An 18,578-nucleotide genomic window follows, 5' to 3' on the forward strand; every position below is an offset into this window, starting at 1 on the left:
CGCGCTCAGGCGGCGAGGCCGGCGTCGCGTAGGTCGAGCCAGTCGGCCCAGCGCGGGTCCGGTGTCCGGTGGCCGAGCACCCGCCAGGCGGTCCCCTTCGGCGGGGCGGGGAGGGCGTGCAGCCGCCATCCCATCTCGGCCGGCGTCTTGTCGCCCTTGCTGTGGTTGCACTTGGCGCACGCCGCGACGACGTTCTCCCAGGCGTGCCGGCCGCCCCGGCTGCGCGGGAAGACGTGGTCGATGGTCTCGGCGGGACCCCGGCAGTAGGCGCACCGCCAGCCGTCCCGGGCGAAGATCGCGCGACGGGAGAGGCCGACGTGGCTGCGGTACGGCACCCGGACGAAGCGGGTCAGCCGCACCACCGAGGGGACCGGCAGCGAGTTGCGGGCGCTGTGCAGCATCCCCTCACCGTCGGCGACACAGACTGCTTTGGCCGAGAGCACAAGAATCGCTGCTCGACGCACCGAAACGACACACAGCGGCTCATACGTCGCGTTGAGCACCAACGAGCCGGAGCCCACCGTGGGTCGTATGTCAGGCATCGCGATCACCCTCCCGGTTGTGTCTAACCCCACCCCTGTCATCTGCCCGTGTCGACCGACGGCGCGGTTCGCTGCCGACCGCGGCCGACGCCGGCAGATCACCGGCGTCCGTGCGCCAATAGTCCCCGATAGGACCCCCGATTGCACGCACTAATCCGGGGTCCCCCATGAAGCTTTTGTGTCGCGTGGCAGGATGACCGGTTCCGCCCGGTTAACCTGGGCGCCGCCCGCGCCCCGCCGGTGCCGCGACGCACGCGGGCGACACCACCGCGCGGCGGGGCGGCCGAGGCCCACGCCCCCGGGTGCGGTACGAAGGCAACCGTGAATCTCGCGCTTCCCCTAGCCGTCCCGTCGCCGAGCCCGAGCGCTTCGAGCGGCAGTCCCAGCCCCGGCCCGGACTGCCTGAACAGCTACGCCTGCGACCTGCTGTGGCGCTGGACCGACGTCCCCTGGTTGGCGGAGGGCAGCTACTACCTGCTGGTGAAGCCCCTTCGCATCATCGCGATCGTGCTGATCGCGATGCTCACCCGCTACCTGCTGCACCGCACGATCAAGCGGCTGGTGGGCGCGACCGCGGAGGGTTCGGTACCGACCATCCTCAAGCCGTTGCGGGAACGGATCCCGACGGCCGCGGTGGATCCGGCGATGGTCGTACCGGAGCGGCGCCGCCAGCGCGCGGAGGCGATCGGTTCGGTCCTGCGCAGCCTGGTGACGGCGGTGGTGTTCGGGATCGCCGTACTGCTCGTGCTCAGCGAGCTCAGCTTCGACCTGGCGCCGCTGCTGGCCAGTGCCGGCATCGCCGGCGTCGCGCTCGGCTTCGGCGCGCAGACGCTGGTCAAGGACCTGATCGCCGGGCTGTTCATGCTGCTGGAGGACCAGTACGGCGTCGGCGACACGGTCGACCTGGGCGAGGCCACCGGCATCGTCGAGGCGGTCGGCCTGCGGATCACCACGATCCGGGACGGTCGCGGGGTGCTCTGGTACATCCGCAACGGCGAGATCATCCGGGTCGGCAACAAGAGCCAGGGTTGGGCGATGGTCATCGTCGACCTGCCGATCGGGTTCGCCGGCTCGGAGGAGGCGACCGCGGTGCTGCGTACGGCGGCGGCCTCGGTCGCGGTCGACCCGGAACTCGCCCCGGAGATCGTCGAGGCGCCGGAGGTGCTCGGCGTCGAGCAGATCACGGTCGACGGCGCGGTGATCCGTACGGTGGTCAAGACGACCGCGGACGGCCAGCTCGCGGTCGGCCGCGAGTTGCGCCGCCGGCTGGCCGAGGCGCTGGAGAACTCCGGTATCACCGCCCAGATCGCCGCCTCGCGGATGTACGTCCGCCCGCCCGCACCACCGTCGAACGGCACCGAGACGGGTCAGGGCGGGGCGACCTGAGCCGGGCGTCCGGGGCAGCGGAGGGGCACGCCGGGCGCCGGGGGTCGCGGACCGCACGGGTGGTCAGGTATCGTCCGTTCGTTCAGTCAGTGATGCGACGATCTACCTATCCACACTAGCCAAATGTCTGACGATCGGGCAGAATCCGGGACAAGCTCCTCTCGGAGCGTAACGAAGACCTCGCTGCCCCCCAATGTCTGACGCGTTTCCCGACAGCCCCATTCCGAGTGGTCAGCGGTCGAGAACGATGGAGGCCCCCCGTGTCCGACGCGACACGAACGCCCGAAGGGCCGGCTACCTTCCGCGAGGTGTTCGCCCAGCCGGAGTTCCGGGCGCTGTACACGGCCAACGCGTTCTCCTGGCTCGGCGACTACCTCGCGCGGGCCGCCGTCACCGTACTGGTGTTCCAGGAGACCGAGTCGGTCGCGCTCTCCGCCGCCGCCTTCGCGGTGAGCTTCCTGCCCTGGCTGGTCGGGGGTCCGCTGCTCGCGGCACTGGCCGAACGTCATCCGTACCGGACGGTGATGGTCATCTGCGACCTCACCCGGATGGTGCTGATCGGCCTCATCGCCATCCCCGACCTGCCGGTGCCGGTGATCCTGATCCTGCTCTTCGGCGTCACCCTGGCCAACCCGCCCAGTCAGGCGGCCCGGTCGGCACTCTTGCCGATGCTGCTCAGCGGTGACCGGCTGGTGGTCGGCCTCGCGGTCAGCACGAGCACCGGCCAGGCGGCGCAGATCGTCGGGTACGTGATCGGCGCCTCCGCGGCCACCCTGAACCCGACCACCGCGCTGCTGGTCAACACCGCCACCTTCGCGCTCTCGGCGGCGCTGATCCGGTTCGGCGTACGGCACCGACCGGCCGCGATGGCGGTGGAACACCGTACCCACCTGCTGCACGAGACGGCGGAGGGGTTCCGGCTGGTCTTCGGTACGCCGGTGCTGCGTTCCATCGCCGTGATCGTCTTCGCCTCGATGCTCTTCGCCATCGTGCCCGAGGGGCTGGCCGCCGGCTGGGCCTCCGAATTCACCTCGGCGTCCGATCCGGATCACCCCGGGCGAGGGCTGATCCAGGCCATGATCATGATCGCCAGCCCGCTCGGCTTCATCCTCGGCGGGCTGACCATCGGGCGGGGACTCCGGCCGGACCTGCGCCGGACCCTGATCCGGCCGTTCGCCGTGCTGGCACCGCTCGCCCTGGTGCCCGCCCTGCTCAGCCCGACGCCGCCCCTGATCGCGCTGATGGCGCTGGTCAGCGGTTTTGCCGTGGCCGGCCTGCTACCGGTGGCGAACGGGCTGTTCGTGCAGGCCCTGCCGGCCGGGTTCCGGGCCCGGGCGTTCGGCGTGATGAGCAGCGGGATGCAGGTGTTGCAGGGCGGCGCGGTGCTGGTCACCGGCGTCCTCGCCAGTCGGTTCGAGATTCCGGTCGTGGTCGGGCTCTGGAGCCTCGGTGGCGTACTGCTGATGTTGTTCGTCTCGGCCCGCTGGCCCAGCGCCGCGCAGTTCAACAGCGCGATCGCGGACGCCGCCACACAGAGCCGGACGGGTGGCCAGGGCCAGCCTGCGCGACACCCGGCCGAGGAACCGGTCGACGACCGGGCCACCGGCTCGACCAGCCCGCAGAGCGGCGTCAGTACGTTGTGATCAAGGCCGCGCCGACCGTGGCACGACCGATCGACGGGCACCTGGCAGGATGGAAGGGTGACGTCTCCAGCCGAGGGCGACCCGACCGGTACGCCGACCACCCTGTTCGAGGCGATCGGCGGCGAGCCGACCTTCCGCAAGCTGGTCGACGAGTTCTACGTCGGCGTCGCCACCGATCCGCTGCTGCGCCCCCTCTATCCCGAGGAGGACCTGCGTCCGGCGGCCGACCGGATGACGCTCTTCCTGATGCAGTACTGGGGCGGCCCGAGCACCTACTCGGAGCAGCGGGGGCACCCACGGCTGCGGATGCGGCACGCGCCGTTCCGGGTCGGCCCGGCCGAGCGGGACGCCTGGCTGCGGCAGATGCGCCGGGCCGTGGAGAGCCTGGACCTGCCCCGGGAATACGAGAGCACGCTCTGGGACTACCTGGAGCGGGCCGCGTACTTCATGGTCAACACGGACGAGGGTGATGTCACTCCCCCACCCCGACTCGGCTGACCCGGGGGCCGGCACCGATCGGCTCGTCGGGCGGACCGGACCGCCCCTCGGTCACCTCGGCGCGGCGGGTCAGAGCAGGGCACCCTCGTCGTGCAGCCAGTCGACGAAGGTGGTGGCCATGGCCGCGCCGCAGTCGAGCACCTCGACCACGAGCGCGTCGTGCGCACCGGAGCGCATCGGCACCTGCATCTCGGCGTAGATCGGCAACTGGCCGCGCTCGGTCGGGTCGCCCACGTACGCCTTGGCGAAGCGCTGGGCGTGGTTCCACTCGTTGACCACCCGGTACGCCCGATCGGCCCAGTCCGGCGGCACGGTCGAGTACGGCCTGGCGCGCATCACCAGGATCTCGTCCTCCGGCCCCTCGAGCGTGAAGAGCACCGCGTGCCGCTCCCACATCGCCAGCAGGCTGCCGTCGCCGTCGGCCAGGTAGCGGACGTCGAGCAGGTCGAGTGCCTCACCGAGCCGGCGCAGGGTGACCGGCGCGACCGTCGCCGAGGCGGCGGTGGGCGGCACGACGGCCGTCGCGCGTTCGTTCATCGCTGGTAGCTCCGCCGCCTCGCAGTCGTGCTGCGGCTCGCGGGGCGCGGGCGGTCCGACCCGCACGGCCTCGTCGACGGAGATCCTGCTTCGAGTCTCCGGCTCACCGCTCGCGGCGGTGTGACCGGGGCGCCATGACCACCACGGCATTGCTCGCGCACCTCGCTCCCCAGCGGATCCAGTCGCCTACGGTGCGTTGGATCCGAGGGACGACGGTACCCGGATAGCCGTTCCGAGGCATCCCCCCACCGGACGCCCGTGACCAGAGGAACTATATAGCATCAACCGTTCAGAGGATCTCGGATGGGCATGATCGACAATTGGCTCACCCTTTGCAGCCAAGCCGCTCCATAAGGTGCGGAAAGGCCGATCCATCGCCCCGTCGTCCGGACCTGGACCCCGTCGGGTCGCGGGATTGCGCCCCGATCCGTTCCGACCGCCCGGTCCGGACCGGAACCGGAACCGGAACCGGAACCGGAACCGGAACCGGAACCGGAACCGGAACCGACTGACTCGGCCGGACCGACCGGCTCGGCCAGACCGACTGGATCAGCCGGACCGACTGGATCGGCCGCGGGCGCGGGCGCGGCGGGACCGAGAAAGCCCATCCGGACCACCGCCTGGACCAGTCGCTGCGACACCTCGAACCGGCCGCTCGGACCCGACGGCGACGAACTGCTGGCCACCACCGCGACGTGGTCGAGCAGCGCGTCCCGGACCACGCGTTGGCCCACCGCCCGACCGCTCACCCCGTGCTCGGCCGCGTCGCGCAGCGCACCGGCCGCCGCAACGGCGATCCGGCGTACGTCCGCGCCGGCCATCGTGTCGATTAGTTCTCCGCTCGACGGCGGCAACGGCCAACGCCAGTCCGCGTCGCGTGCCGCCGGCAGGCCGGGGCCGCCCCGGGCCAGTTCGGCCAGAAGGGCGGCCGCCGAGACGGTCACGTCACCCGGGCCCGCGCCGGCCACCGTCCGGCTGACCAGCACGGTCCAGGGCAGGCGGGCCCAGAGCGTGGTACGTCCACCCGTACCGGCCGGACGCAGCCGCACCACCGCGGCCGGGTCCAGCCGGGTCAGCCGGGCCAGGAAGGCGCCCGCGTCGGCGATCCCGGTCAGCCCGTGCCCCGTCCCGGTGAACTCCTCACCGGTTCGGGGTGCACCCACCTCCGGACCGTTCACGGCAACACGTACGGCCGCAGGAAGGCCCGCTCGTCCTCGGAGAGCCGGCGGGGCTGTGCCCGTTCGAGGTCGTACGGCACCAGCACCGAACGGGCCCGGCTGGCCAGCACGTCGGCGTCGAAGAGCTCGTAGGCGATGGTGAACCGGGATGCCCGGATCTCCTCCACCCAGAGCTCGATCCGGACCGTCGGCGCCTGCTCGGCGGTGGCCCGGCCGAGGGCGTAGTCCACCGGTCGCAGGTAGTCCACCTCGTGCCGGGCGATCACCACCCCGTCGGCGAACGAGCTGAGCCCCCAGGCCCGCCCGCCGACGAACATCAGCGCCACCCGGGCCTCCTCGTAGAGCGTGAGGAAGCGGGCGTTGTTGACGTGGCCGTACGCGTCCAGGTCGGACCAGCGCAGGGCGCAGTGGTAGACGTACCGGGCGGCCGGCGGGTGCTCGGCGGCGACCGGACTAGTCACGGGTGAGCTTGCGGTAGGTGATCCGGTGCGGACGGGCGGCTTCGGCGCCGAGGCGGTCGATCTTGTTCTTCTCGTACGCCTCGAAGTTGCCCTCGAACCAGAACCACTTGGCCATGTTCTCGTCGTCGCCCTCCCAGGCCAGGATGTGCGTCGCCACCCGGTCCAGGAACATTCGGTCGTGCGAGATCACCACGGCACAGCCGGGGAACTCCAGCAGCGCGTTCTCCAGCGAGGAGAGCGTCTCCACGTCGAGGTCGTTGGTCGGCTCGTCGAGCAGGATCACGTTCCCGCCGATCTTGAGCGTGAGCGCGAGGTTGAGCCGGTTCCGCTCGCCACCGGAGAGCACCTTGGTCGGCTTCTGCTGGTCCGGGCCCTTGAACCCGAAGGCGGCCACGTACGCCCGGGACGGCATCTCGACCTTGCCGACCATCAGGTAGTCGAGGCCGTCGGAGACCACCTCCCAGACGGTCTTGTCGCCGTTGAGCCCCTCCCGGTTCTGGTCGACGTAGGACAGGTGCACCGTCTCGCCGACCCGGACCGAGCCGCCGGTCGGCTGCTCCAGCCCGACGATGGTCTTGAACAGGGTGGTCTTGCCGACACCGTTGGGGCCGATGATGCCGACGATGCCGTTGCGCGGCAGGGTGAAGCTGAGGTCGTCGATCAGGATCCGGTCGCCGAAGCCCTTGGTCAGGTCGTTCGCCTCGATCACCGTGTTGCCCAGGCGCGGGCCCGGCGGGATCTGGATCTCCTCGAAGTCGAGCTTTCGGGTCTTCTCCGCCTCGGTGGCCATCTCCTCGTAGCGGTCCAGCCGCGCCTTGGACTTGGTCTGCCGGGCCTTGGCGTTCGAGCGGACCCACTCCAGTTCCTCGGTGAGCCGCTTCTTCATCTTGGCGTCGCGGCGCCCCTCGACGGCCAGTCGGGCGGCCTTCTTCTCCAGGTAGGTGGAGTAGTTGCCCTCGTAGCCGATGGCCCGGCCACGGTCCAGCTCCAGGATCCAGCCGGCGACCTTGTCCAGGAAGTACCGGTCGTGGGTGATCGCCATGACGGTGCCGGCGTACTTGGCCAGGTGCTGCTCCAGCCACTGCACGCTCTCCGCGTCCAGGTGGTTGGTGGGCTCGTCGAGCAGGAGCAGGTCGGGCGCCTCCAGCAGCAGCTTGCAGAGCGCGACCCGGCGGCGTTCACCGCCGGAGAGCTGGGTGACGTCGGCGTCCGGGGGCGGGCAGCGCAGGGCGTCCATCGCCAGTTCGAGCTTGGAGTCGACGTCCCAGGCGTCCTCGTTGTCCAACTCCTCCTGGAGCCGACCCATCTCCTCCATCAGCTCGTCGGAGTAGTCGGTGGCCATCTGCTCGGCGATCTTGTTGAACCGCTCCAGCTTGGCCTTGGTCTCCGCGACCGCCTCCTCGATGTTGCCGAGGACGGTCTTGGCGTCGTTCAGCGGCGGTTCCTGGGCGAGCATGCCCACGGTGTAGCCGGGCATCAGCCGGGCCTCGCCGTTGCTCGGCCGGTCCAGCCCCGCCATGATCTTGAACAGGCTGGACTTACCGGCGCCGTTCGGGCCGACCACACCGATCTTGGCCCCGGGCAGGAAGCTCAGCGTCACGTTGTCGAGCACGACCTTGTCGCCGTGCGCCTTGCGCGCCTTTTCCAGAACGTAGATGTACTGGGCCACGGTGCGGCCTACCTCCATAGTCTGCGGAACAGGGAGCCTTGCCCGAGCCCGGGAGCGCCGCGAACGGGGCGCGAGCGCAGGGTCAACTCCGCGCGGGCCGTCGTCAATCCTGACAGGTGGAGCGTCGTACGCCCACATCACCCCGCCGACCCTGGGCGCCGGGTGCCGACGGGCGATATTGTCAAGATCACTTGCCGGTTTGCCCACAGCGTCCCGCAGGGCAGTAAGAGTGGCACCGCGAGGTAGGCGCCGCAGCTACGCTCAGTACGCTCAGCGGTGGACCGCGGAATCACCGGAGGTGCACAGATCGTGACGGAACGTAGCTCTTTCGTGGTCGTGGCGAATCGTCTGCCGGTCGACGAGGTGACCACCCCAGAGGGCCGCCAGTGGCGCCGAAGTCCGGGCGGCCTGGTCACCGCCCTGCACCCGGTCCTGGTCCAGCACCAGGGCACCTGGGTGGGGTGGGCCGGCGGCGTCGGCGCGGCCCCGGAACCGTTCAACCTCGATGGCATCGGGCTGCACCCGGTTCCGCTGAGCGCCGAGGAACTGGAGCGGTACTACGAGGGCCAGTCCAACGCCACCATCTGGCCGCTCTACCACGACGCGGTCGAGACACCGGCCTACAAACGTCGCTGGCGCGAGGCGTACCGGCTGGTCAACGCCCGGTTCGCGGAGGCCGCGGCCGACGTGGCCGCCGAGGGCGCCACCGTCTGGGTGCAGGACTACCAGCTCCAACTCGTGCCGGCGATGCTGCGCGAGCTGCGGCCGGACCTGAGGATCGGTTTCTTCCTGCACATCCCATTCCCCCCGATCGAGCTGTTCATGCAGATGCCGCTCCGGGCCGAGGTGCTGCGCGGCCTGCTCGGCGCCGACCTGGTCGGGTTCCAGCAGCGGCTGGCCGCGCAGAACTTCGTCCGGCTCGCCCGGCACCTGCTCGGCCTCCGGTACGAGGGACAGATGATCCAGGTCGACGGGCGTCAGGTGAAGGCCGGCGCCTTCCCGATCTCGATCGACGTCGCCGAGATGGAGCGAATGGCCGCCGACCCGGCGGTGCAGGCCCGGGCCAAGCAGATCCGGGCCGAGCTGGGCGACCCGAAGACCGTCGTGCTCGGCGTCGACCGGCTCGACTACACCAAGGGCATCGAACTTCGCCTCAAGGCTTTCCGCGAGCTACTGGCTGACGGAAAGTTGACAGTTCCGGATGCCGTTATGGTGCAGGTCGCCACCCCGAGTCGCGAACGGGTCGAGCACTACCAGGCACTACGGGTAAAGGTCGAGCGCGAAGTTGGCCGGATTAATGGCGAATTTGGGCGTGTCGGTGTACCTGCTGTTCACTATCTGCACCAGTCGTACAGTCGCAGTGAACTTGCCGCGCTCTACTGCGCGGCTGATGTGATGATGGTGACCCCACTGCGAGACGGAATGAACCTGGTGGCCAAGGAGTACGTTGCATCGCGCGCCGACTCTGGCGGCGCGCTCGTGCTCAGTGAGTTTGCCGGCGCCGCCACCGAGTTGCGCCAGGCCTTCCTCTGTAACCCGCACGACCCCGACGGGGTGAAGGACGCGCTGCTGCGCGCGGTCCACGTCGACAAGGTGGAGGCTCGGCGGCGCATGCGCATCATGCAGCGCCACCTGCGCACCCACGACGTCGAACACTGGGCCCGGTCTTTCCTGAACGAGCTGGGCGTGCCCGAAACGGAGGCAGTGTGAGCACGTCCGTACTGGACACCGGGTCGATGAGCCTGGACACGATCGATCCCGCACTGCGGGACGCGATCGGCCGGATCGCACGCTCCCCCAATTTGCTGGTCGCGTGCGACTACGACGGCACGTTGGCGCCGATCGTGGAGGACCCGAGCAAGGCCGTCCCGCTGCCCGAGTCGGTGGCCGCCGTACGCGCCCTCGCCGCCCTGCCGCAGACCACGGTGGCCGTGGTCTCCGGCCGGGCGCTACGGGACCTCGCCACGCTCTCCCGGCTCCCCAGCGAGGTGCACCTGGTCGGCAGCCACGGGTCCGAGTTCGACATCGGTTTCGTGGAGCGCCTCGCACCGGAACTGGTCGAGGTCCGCACCCGGCTCCGCAACGAGCTGCGCCGGATCGCCGCCGAGCAGCCCGGCGTACGGCTGGAGAGCAAGCCGGCCAGCATCGCGGTCCACACCCGTGGTGCGCAGCCCGAGGTCGCGTCCCGGGTGGTCGACGCGGTGCGCAACGGTCCGGCGACCTGGTCCGGCGTGACGGTGACCCAGGGCAAGGAGGTCATCGAGCTGTCGGTGATCCCCACCCACAAGGGCACCGCGGTCGACCAGTTGCGTACCCAGATCTCGGCCAGCGCGGTGCTCTTCATGGGCGACGACGTGACCGACGAGAACGCCTTCGCCAACCTGCACGGCCCCGACCTGGGCATCAAGATCGGCAGCGGCGAAACCCAGGCGGCGTACCGGGTGGCCGACCCGGTCGAGGCCGCCCGGGTGCTCGGCCTACTGCTCCAGGTACGCCGCACCTGGCTCTTCGGCGAGCGGGCGGTGCCGATCGAGCGCCACTCGATGCTGGCGAACGGGCGTACCGTCGCGCTGCTCACCCCCGAGGCCAAGGTCACCTGGCTCTGCCACCCGAAACCCGACGCCTCGGCGATCTTCGCCGACCTGGTCGGCGGCTCGCCGGCCGGTCACTTCAGCGTGGGGCCGGAGCGGGGCGGACTGCCGCTGGGCCAGCGTTACCGGCCCGGCACCATGACCGTGGAGACCCGCTGGTCCGGGCTGACCGTGACCGACTGGCTCGACCGGCCGTCGTCGGACAACGTGCCGGCCGGCTCCGCGGTCATCTCCGGTGACTCGACCCTGGTCCGGGTGCTCACCGGCTCCGGCCGGGTCCGGCTCGAATTCGCCCCCCGCCCCGAGTTCGGCCAGGTGGCGGTCCAACTCCAACCGCTCGCCGACGGGCTGCTGGTGCTCGGCTCCAACGAGCCCATCGCGCTCTACGCGCCGGGCATCGAGTGGCAGGTGGTCGCCGACGGCGGCTACGAGACCGCGCGGGCCGTGGTCGACCTCGCCGCCGCCGGCGGATCGGTCACCCTGGAACTCCGCTTCGGCTCGCACAGCCTGGCGCATCACCGGGTCCCGCTGGCCGAACGCCAGGCCGCCGCCGAGCAGCCGTGGCGGGACTGGGTGGCCAGCCTGAAGCTTCCCTCGCACGACCGCGAACTCGTCGCCCGCAGCGCGCTCACCCTGCGCGGGCTCTGTCACGAGGCCACCGGTTCGATCCTCGCCGCCGCGACCACCTCGCTCCCCGAGGAGCTCGGCGGGGTACGCAACTGGGACTACCGCTACTGCTGGCTGCGGGACGCGGCGATGACCGCGCGCGCCCTGGTCGACCTCGGCTCGCTCACCGAGGCCGAAGCCTTCCTGCGCTGGGTCGACGGCTGCGTCGAGCGCACCGGCGGCCACCCGGAACGGCTGCACCCGCTCTACACCGTCGACGGCTACGAACTCGGCGCCGAGGCGGTCATCGACACCCTGCCCGGTTACGCCGGTTCGCGGCCGGTCCGGGTCGGCAACCTCGCCAACCACCAGCTCCAGCTCGACGTCTTCGGGCCGATCGCCGACCTGCTCGCGGCCGTCGCCGACCTGCGCGGTGAGGTGCTGGAGACCGAGTGGCGGGTGCTGGAGTCGATGGTCGAGGCGGTCAGCCGGCGCTGGCACGAGCCCGACCACGGGCTCTGGGAGGCCCGCCTCCCTCCCCGGCACCACGTCTACTCCAAGGTCATGTGTTGGATGACGGTGGACCGGGCGCTGCACATCGTCCGCCGCCACGGCGACGGTGACCGGCCGGACTGGGTCGAGCTGCGTGACCGGATCGGGCACAACGTGCTCGAGTACGGCTGGCACGAGGGCGTCGGCGCCTACAGCGTCGCGTACGGCGACGAGGAGATGGACGCCTCCTCGCTCTGGATCGGGCTCTCCGGTCTGCTCCCCGACGACGACCCGCGCTTCCTCGCCACGGTCCTCAAGATCGAGGCGGATCTGCGCAGCGGGCCGGTGGTGTACCGCTACCACTGGGACGACGGTCTGCCGGGGCGCGAGGGCGGCTTCCACATCTGCACCGCCTGGCTGATCGAGGCGTACCTGCGTACCGGCCGACGGGCGGACGCGGAGGAGTTGTTCGGGCAGATGGTCGACACGGCCGGGCCGACCGGGCTGCTGCCGGAGCAGTACGACCCGCTGGCCGAGCGGGGGTTGGGCAACCATCCGCAGGCGTACAGCCACCTGGGGTTGATCCGGTGTGCGCTGCTGCTGGACGAGATGGTCAAGGAGTGAGGTAGTTGGGTGTGGGCTCTGGGCGCACCGTGCCCGGCGTGGACCGTCAGGCTTGATGTCCGCGCCGGGCACGGTGCGCCCAGAGCCTGACCTGGTGAGGGTGGTCGCGACGGTGACGGTGTGACCTCGGGCTCCGGCCGGGAGGGGGACCGGCCGGAGCCACTGGGTCAGGCAGTCGGGGTCGGTGCCACGGAGGCGGTGGTGGGCAGGGTGCCGACCACGTCGCCGACCACGACCACCGCGGGGGGCCTGATGTTGGCGGTACGGGCGGCGTCGGCCACCGTACCGAGGGTGGCCCGCAGGGATCGCTGGGCTCCGGTCGTACCCTCCTGGACCACGGCGGTCGGCGTGCCCGGCTCCCGCCCGTGGGCCAGCAGCGTCGCGGTGATCGCGGCCAGGTTCTTCAGCCCCATCAGCACCACCAGCGTCCCGCGCAGCCGGGCCAGCGCCGCCCAGTCGACCAGCGAGGCCGGGTCGTCGGGGGGCAGGTGTCCGGAGACCACGGTGAACTCGTGCGCCACCCCCCGGTGGGTGACCGGGATGCCGGCGAGCGCCGGCGCCGCGATCGAACTGCTCACGCCGGGGATCACAGTCACCGGTACGCCAGCCGCCGCACAGGCGAGCGCCTCCTCGCCGCCACGGCCGAAGACGTACGGGTCGCCGCCCTTGAGCCGGACCACGAACGCGCCGGCCAGGGCGCGCTCGACCAGGATCCGGTTGATCTCCTCTTGGGTACGGGCCGGGCCATAGGGGATCTTCGACGCGTCGACCAGCTCGGCGTCCGGCCGCAGCTCGTCCAGGAGCAGTCCGGGCACCAGGCGGTCGGCGACCACCACGTCCGCCTCGGCGAGCAGCCGCCGCCCCTTGACCGTGATCAACTCCGGGTCACCCGGCCCGGATCCGACCAGCGCCACCCGCCCGACGGTCCGGCCGTCGCGTCCCGTCCGGCCGAGCTCGGCGTTAACAGGGGGCCCTTCTACTACCGAATCCGATAACAGGGGGCCCTTCCTTACCAGGGTGCCGTCGGTGAGGTGGTCGCGGATGGCGTCGCGTACGGCCACCGCGCGGTGCGGGTCGCCGCCGCCGAGCACGGCCACGGTCACGGCGCCGTGCCGGACCACCGCCGGGGTCCACGCGCTGGCGGCGGTCCGGTCGTCGGCGCGTACGCAGAAGACCCGGCGCTCCAGTGCGGCGGCGCTCACCTCCTCGGCGGCGACCGGGTCGTCGACGGCCACCTGCACCAGCCAGGCCCCGTCCACGTCGGCGGGCTCGAACCGGCGCTCGGTCCACCGGACCCGGCCGGCGTCGACCTGCGCCCGCAGCGCGGGGGTCAGCTCGGGTGCCACGACCTCCACCAGCGCGCCCGCGTCGAGCAGCGCCGGCACCCGGCGGGTGGCCACCGCACCCCCACCCACCATGAGCACCCGGTGCCCCGCGAGCCGTAGCCCGAGCGGGTAGGGGTTGGCACCGATCTGTTGGGTCACTTCTCCGATACTCCCGCCGCGTCGAACGTGGCCACCTCGTGCAGCACCCGGACCGAGCCGGCGACCACCGGCAGCGCGAGCAGCGCACCGGTCCCCTCGCCGAGCCGCAGCCCCAAGTCGATCAGCGGCTCGAGACCGAGTTTGCGCAGGCCGGCGGTGGCACCCGGCTCGGCGGACCGGTGTCCGGCGATCATGGCACCCACCGCGTCCGGCGCGAACGCCGCCGCGACCAGGGCCGAGGCGACCGCGCTGACCCCGTCCAGGAGCACCGGGGTCCGCCGGGCGGCGGCGCCGAGGATGAACCCGGTGAGCGCGGCGTGCTCCAGACCGCCGAAGGCGGCGAGCACGCCGAGCGGGTCGGCCGGGTCGGGGCGGTGCCGGGCCAGCGCCGCCGCCACCACGGCCACCTTGCGGGCATACGTGTAGTCGTCCACCCCGGTGCCACGGCCGGTCACCTCGGCCGGCGTGAGGCCGGTCTGTACGGCGATCAGCGCGGCCGCAGCGGTGGTGTTGGCGATGCCCATGTCCCCGGTGAGCAGGATGCCCGCCCCCGCGTCGATCAACTCGACGGCGGTCCGTACGCCCGCCTCGACTGCGGCGAGCGCCTCGTCCCTGGTGAGCGCCGCCTCGACGGTCATGTCCCGGGTGCCGGGGCGGACCCGTGACTGGATCAGGGCGGGCACCCGGAACCCGGCGTTGCCGGGCTCCTCGCGGGTGGCGTTGCCGGCCGGCGCCACGGGACCGGCGGCGGTCCGCTGGGGCGGTACGGCGGCGGTGGGGGTGGGGCCGTCGAGGTCGACCAGGGCGTCCGGGGAGGTGAGATCGTCCAGCGCGGTGCGCTCGTCGAAGATGGTGGCCGGTGCGGTCGGTCGGCCCGTACCCGCCCCGGTGGCGGTGGCGGGGCCGTCCAGGTCGACCAGCGCGTCCGGGGAGACGAGATCGTCCAGCGCGGTGCGCTCGTCGTACGTGGTCGGGTGCTCCGGGTCGGCCGGCTCGTCACCACCGGCCGGTTGGAAGTCCGGCAGCGGGGTGGCCACCCCGACGTCGACCACGGTGACCGACGCGCCGGTCTCCCGGGCGAACGCGTTGACCACCGCGCCACCGGCGAGGAAGTTGCCCACCATCTGCGCGGTCACCTCGCGCGGCCACGGGGTCACACCCTGGGCGTGCACGCCGTGGTCCGCCGCGAAGATCGCCACGGCGGCGGGGGCGGGCAGCGGCGGCGGGCAGGTGCCGGCCAGCCCGGCGAGGCGTACCGACAGCTCCTCCAGCGCACCGAGCGACCCGGCGGGCTTGGTCAGCCGGCTGTGCAGGGCACGGGCCGCCGCCATCGCCTCGGCGTCGAGTGGGCGGATCGTGGCGATCAACGCCTCCAACATCATGCCTCCAGGATCTCCGCCAGCACGGCGACAAACGCGTCAGTGGTGGCAGTGTCCCGTACGGCCACCCGGAGCCAGTCGGCGCCCAGCCCCGGAAAGGTGTCGCCCCGGCGCACCGCGTAACCACGGGTCCGCAGGGCGAGTCGTACCTCGGCCGCACCGGCCAGGTGGACGAGCACAAAGGCGCTGGCCGGGGCGCCCTCGACGCGTACGCCGGGCAGGGCCGCCAGGCGCGCGACCAGGTGCTCGCGGTCGGCCGCGAGGCGTACCGCGATCTCCCGTTCGGCCGCGACCGCGACCGGCGTCGCGCAGGCCGAGGCGGCGGCGAGCGCCGGCGTCGATACCGCCCAGAGCGGCTGTACGGCGCCGAACCGACCGATCAGGTCGGCCGGTCCGAGCAGGTAGCCGATCCGCAGCCCGGCCAGTCCCCAGGTCTTGGTGAGGCTGCGCACCACCACGAGGCCGGGCAGGTCGCGCCGCGCCGCCAGGGACTCGGGCTCCTCGCCGACCGGCCCGTCGGGATTTGTGGTGGTGTCCGCGAACGCCTCGTCGACCACCAGCACCCGACCCGGTCGGGCCAGTTCGGCGAGTACGTCGGCGGGGTGCAGGACCGAGGTCGGGTTGGTGGGGTTGCCGACGAAGACCAGGTCGGCATCCTCCGGCACCAGCGCCGGGTCGAGCCGGAATCCGGTCTCGGCCGGCAGCAGCACCCGCTCGACCCGGTGCCCGGCGGCCCGCAGCGCCGCCTCCGGCTCGGTGAACTGGGGATGCACCACGACCGGCCGGCGGGCGCCGCGCAGCGCCTGGGCGAGCAGCACGAACCCCTCGGCGGCCCCCGCCGTGAGCAGCACCTCCTCGCTCGGCCGGCGGTGCCGGGCGGCGACCGCCGCGCGGGCCGGACCGGGGTCGGGGTAGCTGGCGAGGTCGCCCAGCGACGCGGTGATCGGGTCGGCCAGCCAGTCCGGCATCGGCGCCCGCCGGACGTTGACCGCGAGGTCCACCAGACCGGGCACCACCTCGACGTCACCATGGTGACCGAGGTCGATCTCGATCTCCCCGGGCCGATCGGGGACCGCCTCGCCGGGCGCCGGTGGCCGGGGCGCGCTCACCGGCGGGTGCGGCGCGGTTACCTGCGGATGCATGGTGGCGATCCTGCCCGGCGGCACAACCGCTGGCCAACGGGGTTGGGGCTGCGGCGCGGAGAACGACGCCCACGTTCGCGAATTTTTATCAGGTTAAAACGGACCTTGTCATAGCTTAAGAGGGTGACGAAGCCCACCCTCTCGCCTTCCGAAGGCAACCGCTTCCTTCCCCTGCTACGCGCCGGGCTCATCGCCGGCGTCATCCTCGCCGCCGCCGCGTTCCCGTTGGTCGCGATCGGCGGGCTCGGCGCCAAGGCGACCGGGGACCTGGTCCGCGACCGGCCCCGCGACCTGCGCCACACCTCACCCGCGCAGACCACCTACGTGTACGGCGCCGACGGCAAGACCCTGCTCACCACGTTCTACGAGGAGCACCGGAAGTACACCCCGATCGGGGAGATGTCGCCCTACATCCAACAGGCGATCGTCGCCTCCGAGGACTCCCGCTTCTACAAGCACAACGGCGTCGACGCCAAGGGCGTGGCCCGCGCCTTCGTGGCGAACCAGCAGGCCGGCGGCGTCTCCCAGGGCGCCTCGACGCTGACCATGCAGTACGTCCGGATGGCGCTGCGGGACAGCGCCCAGACGCCGCTGGAGGTGCAGGAGGCGACCGAGCAGACCAGCATCCGGAAGCTGCGCGAGATGCGGATCGCCCTCGACCTGGAGAAGGAGATGAGCAAGACCGAGATCCTGGAGCGCTACCTCAACTCCGCGTACTTCGGTCACCGCGCGTACGGCATCTACGCCGCCTCGGAGATCTTCTTCTCCAAGCACCCGAAGGACCTCAGCCCGGTCGAGGCGGCCACCCTCGCCGGCCTGGTCAAGGCCCCCTCCGAGTACGACCCGGCGGTCAACGACCAGAAGGCCGCCACCGACCGGCGCAACTACGTGATCGAGCGGATGCGCGCCATGGGCTACATCTCGCCGGACTCGGCGGTGGCGATGCAGGCCGAGCCGATCAAGCTCAAGCTCTCCACCCCGCCGAACGACTGTGCCTCGGTCTCGAAGGAGTACAACAGTTGGGGCTTCTTCTGCGACTACCTCAAATCGTGGTGGTCGGTCCAGCCCGGCTTCGGCACCAACTCGATGGAGCGCCTGGACAAGCTGCGGCGGGGCGGCTTCAAGATCACCACGAGTATCGACCCCCGGGTCCAGGAGATCGCCGAGAAGAACGTACTGGCCAAGGAGAGCGAGGGCAGCCCGTTCGCGCACGGCCTGGTCGCCGTGGAACCCGGCACCGGGCGGGTCAAGGCGATGGCGGTCAACCGGGTCTACTCGCTCGACTCCAGCGACAACGGCCCCCACTCCGACCCGAGCAAACGGGCCCGGATGAAGGGCAACTACCCGAACACGGTCAACCCGCTGCTCGGCGGCGGTGACCTCCCCGGCTACCAGGCCGGCTCGACGTTCAAGATGTTCGTCATGCTCGCCGCGCTCGACGCCGGCATGCCGCTGTCGACCGCGTACGACTCACCCATGAAAATCACCTCGATCTATCCTGGTGGCGGCACCACCAGCAGTTGCGGCGGGCTCTGGTGCCCGTCCAACGCCAGCGCCGCGATGACCGGCCGGCAGACCATGTGGTCCGGTTTCGGCAAGTCGGTCAACACCTACTTCGTCCAGCTCGAACAGGCGGTGGGCGCGGACAAGGCGGTCGAGCTGGCCGAACGGCTGGGGTTGCAGTGGCGTACGGACGTCGACAAGCGGCAGGCGTCACCGGAGAAGCGCAAGGAGTGGGGCGCCTTCGTGCTGGGCGTCTCCGACGTCACACCGCTGGAGATGGCGAACGCGTACGCGGCCATCGCCGCCGACGGCCGGTTCTGCGAGGCCATCCCGGTCACCTCGATCAGCAACCCGGACGGCACCCCGACGATGATCACCACCAAGAGCGGTGCGCAGGTCGAGGCCGCCAAGCCCCGGTGCCACCAGGAGGTGAGCGCGGACGCCGCCCGAGCCGCCACCGACGCGGCCCGCTGCCCGACCGGTGACACCCCGGCGCGCGGCTCGTGTGGTGGCTGGTCCACCGCCGACAGCGTCAGGGGCACGGTCGGCCGCCCGGTCGCCGGCAAGACCGGTACCACGGACAGCACCCGGTCGGCCTGGTTCGTCGGCTACACCCCCGAGTACGCGATGGCGAGCTTCCTCGCCGACCCGGACAACCCGTTCAACGCGGTCGGTGACGCCCAGTCGAACAAACCCGTCAGCACCGTCTCGGACACCCTGAAAGAGGCGCTCAAGGACCAACCCGTACGCCAGTTCGCCCCACCCTCCCTCAACATCACCCGCTGAGCTGTAAGGAAGGGCCCCCTATTAACGCATAGGGATAGGAAGGGCCCCCTCCTAACG

General features: G+C 71.4%; 13 protein-coding genes and 1 pseudogene. 6 read left to right on the plus strand and 8 right to left on the minus strand.

The features are described from left to right. Positions 1–5: 5 nt before the first annotated feature. Positions 6–542: an HNH endonuclease gene (locus ACI2K4_RS24805; protein ID WP_404514554.1), complete on the minus strand. Its 537-nt coding sequence runs from the start codon at positions 540–542 to the stop codon at positions 6–8. 321 nt (positions 543–863) lie between these two features. Between ACI2K4_RS24805 and ACI2K4_RS24810 the strand changes: the two genes are divergently transcribed. The 3 genes from ACI2K4_RS24810 (at position 864) to ACI2K4_RS24820 (ending at position 4,069) form a co-directional block, all read left to right on the plus strand. Then, a complete protein-coding gene (locus tag ACI2K4_RS24810) occupies positions 864–1,928 on the plus strand; it encodes a mechanosensitive ion channel family protein (RefSeq protein ID WP_404514556.1) in 1,065 nt (354 codons plus the stop codon). Positions 1,929–2,188: 260 nt separating this feature from the next. Beyond that, the gene (locus tag ACI2K4_RS24815) at positions 2,189–3,571 is read left to right on the plus strand and encodes an MFS transporter (protein ID WP_404514557.1); all 1,383 of its coding nucleotides are present in this window, start codon (positions 2,189–2,191) and stop codon (positions 3,569–3,571) included. A 57-nt stretch (positions 3,572–3,628) separates the two neighbouring features. Beyond that, entirely contained in the window at positions 3,629–4,069 is a 441-nt protein-coding gene (locus ACI2K4_RS24820) for a globin (protein ID WP_404514559.1), read from the plus strand. Positions 4,070–4,138: 69 nt separating this feature from the next. On the opposite strand, the gene ACI2K4_RS24825 is transcribed toward ACI2K4_RS24820, so the two are convergent. The 4 genes and pseudogenes from ACI2K4_RS24825 to ettA form a co-directional block, all read right to left on the minus strand. Then, complete coding sequence (locus ACI2K4_RS24825; protein ID WP_404514560.1) at positions 4,139–4,756, minus strand: YbjN domain-containing protein; 618 nt, start codon at positions 4,754–4,756, stop codon at positions 4,139–4,141. A gap of 431 nt (positions 4,757–5,187) precedes the next feature. Then, positions 5,188–5,784, minus strand: a pseudogene (locus ACI2K4_RS24830) (hypothetical protein); the annotation flags it as partial. After that, a complete protein-coding gene (locus ACI2K4_RS24835; RefSeq protein WP_404514561.1) occupies positions 5,781–6,245 on the minus strand; it encodes an acyl-CoA thioesterase in 465 nt (154 codons plus the stop codon). The gene ACI2K4_RS24835 and the pseudogene ACI2K4_RS24830, both read right to left, overlap by 4 nt. Next, complete coding sequence (ettA, locus tag ACI2K4_RS24840) at positions 6,238–7,914, minus strand: energy-dependent translational throttle protein EttA (RefSeq protein WP_404514563.1); 1,677 nt, start codon at positions 7,912–7,914, stop codon at positions 6,238–6,240. The genes ACI2K4_RS24835 and ettA overlap by 8 nt, the downstream gene beginning before the upstream one ends. A gap of 309 nt (positions 7,915–8,223) precedes the next feature. On the opposite strand from ettA, the gene ACI2K4_RS24845 reads away from it, so the two are divergent. Both ACI2K4_RS24845 and otsB read left to right on the plus strand, forming a co-directional pair. Next, the gene (locus tag ACI2K4_RS24845; protein WP_404514565.1) at positions 8,224–9,624 is read left to right on the plus strand and encodes a trehalose-6-phosphate synthase; all 1,401 of its coding nucleotides are present in this window, start codon (positions 8,224–8,226) and stop codon (positions 9,622–9,624) included. Between the two features lie 26 nt (positions 9,625–9,650). Beyond that, on the plus strand, positions 9,651–12,227 hold the full coding sequence (gene otsB / locus ACI2K4_RS24850; RefSeq protein ID WP_404514779.1) for a trehalose-phosphatase: 2,577 nt from the start codon (positions 9,651–9,653) through the stop codon (positions 12,225–12,227). A 167-nt stretch (positions 12,228–12,394) separates the two neighbouring features. Here otsB and cobA read toward each other — a convergent pair whose 3' ends face one another. Genes cobA through cobC form a run of 3 tightly spaced genes read right to left on the minus strand, consistent with a single transcriptional unit; the run spans position 12,395 to position 16,232 of the window. After that, a complete protein-coding gene (cobA, locus tag ACI2K4_RS24855) occupies positions 12,395–13,699 on the minus strand; it encodes a uroporphyrinogen-III C-methyltransferase (RefSeq protein WP_404514780.1) in 1,305 nt (434 codons plus the stop codon). A gap of 8 nt (positions 13,700–13,707) precedes the next feature. Then, positions 13,708–15,093, minus strand: coding sequence for a nicotinate-nucleotide--dimethylbenzimidazole phosphoribosyltransferase (locus tag ACI2K4_RS24860; RefSeq protein WP_404514566.1), 1,386 nt, complete (start codon positions 15,091–15,093; stop codon positions 13,708–13,710). Beyond that, the gene (gene cobC / locus ACI2K4_RS24865; protein ID WP_404514567.1) at positions 15,090–16,232 is read right to left on the minus strand and encodes an Rv2231c family pyridoxal phosphate-dependent protein CobC; all 1,143 of its coding nucleotides are present in this window, start codon (positions 16,230–16,232) and stop codon (positions 15,090–15,092) included. The genes ACI2K4_RS24860 and cobC overlap by 4 nt, the downstream gene beginning before the upstream one ends. A 123-nt stretch (positions 16,233–16,355) precedes the next feature. On the opposite strand from cobC, the gene ACI2K4_RS24870 reads away from it, so the two are divergent. Next, positions 16,356–18,521: a transglycosylase domain-containing protein gene (locus ACI2K4_RS24870; RefSeq protein WP_404514570.1), complete on the plus strand. Its 2,166-nt coding sequence runs from the start codon at positions 16,356–16,358 to the stop codon at positions 18,519–18,521. Positions 18,522–18,578 lie beyond the last annotated feature (57 nt).

The organism is Micromonospora sp. NPDC050397, from assembly GCF_044901685.1.
Taxonomy (GTDB): domain Bacteria; phylum Actinomycetota; class Actinomycetes; order Mycobacteriales; family Micromonosporaceae; genus Micromonospora_G.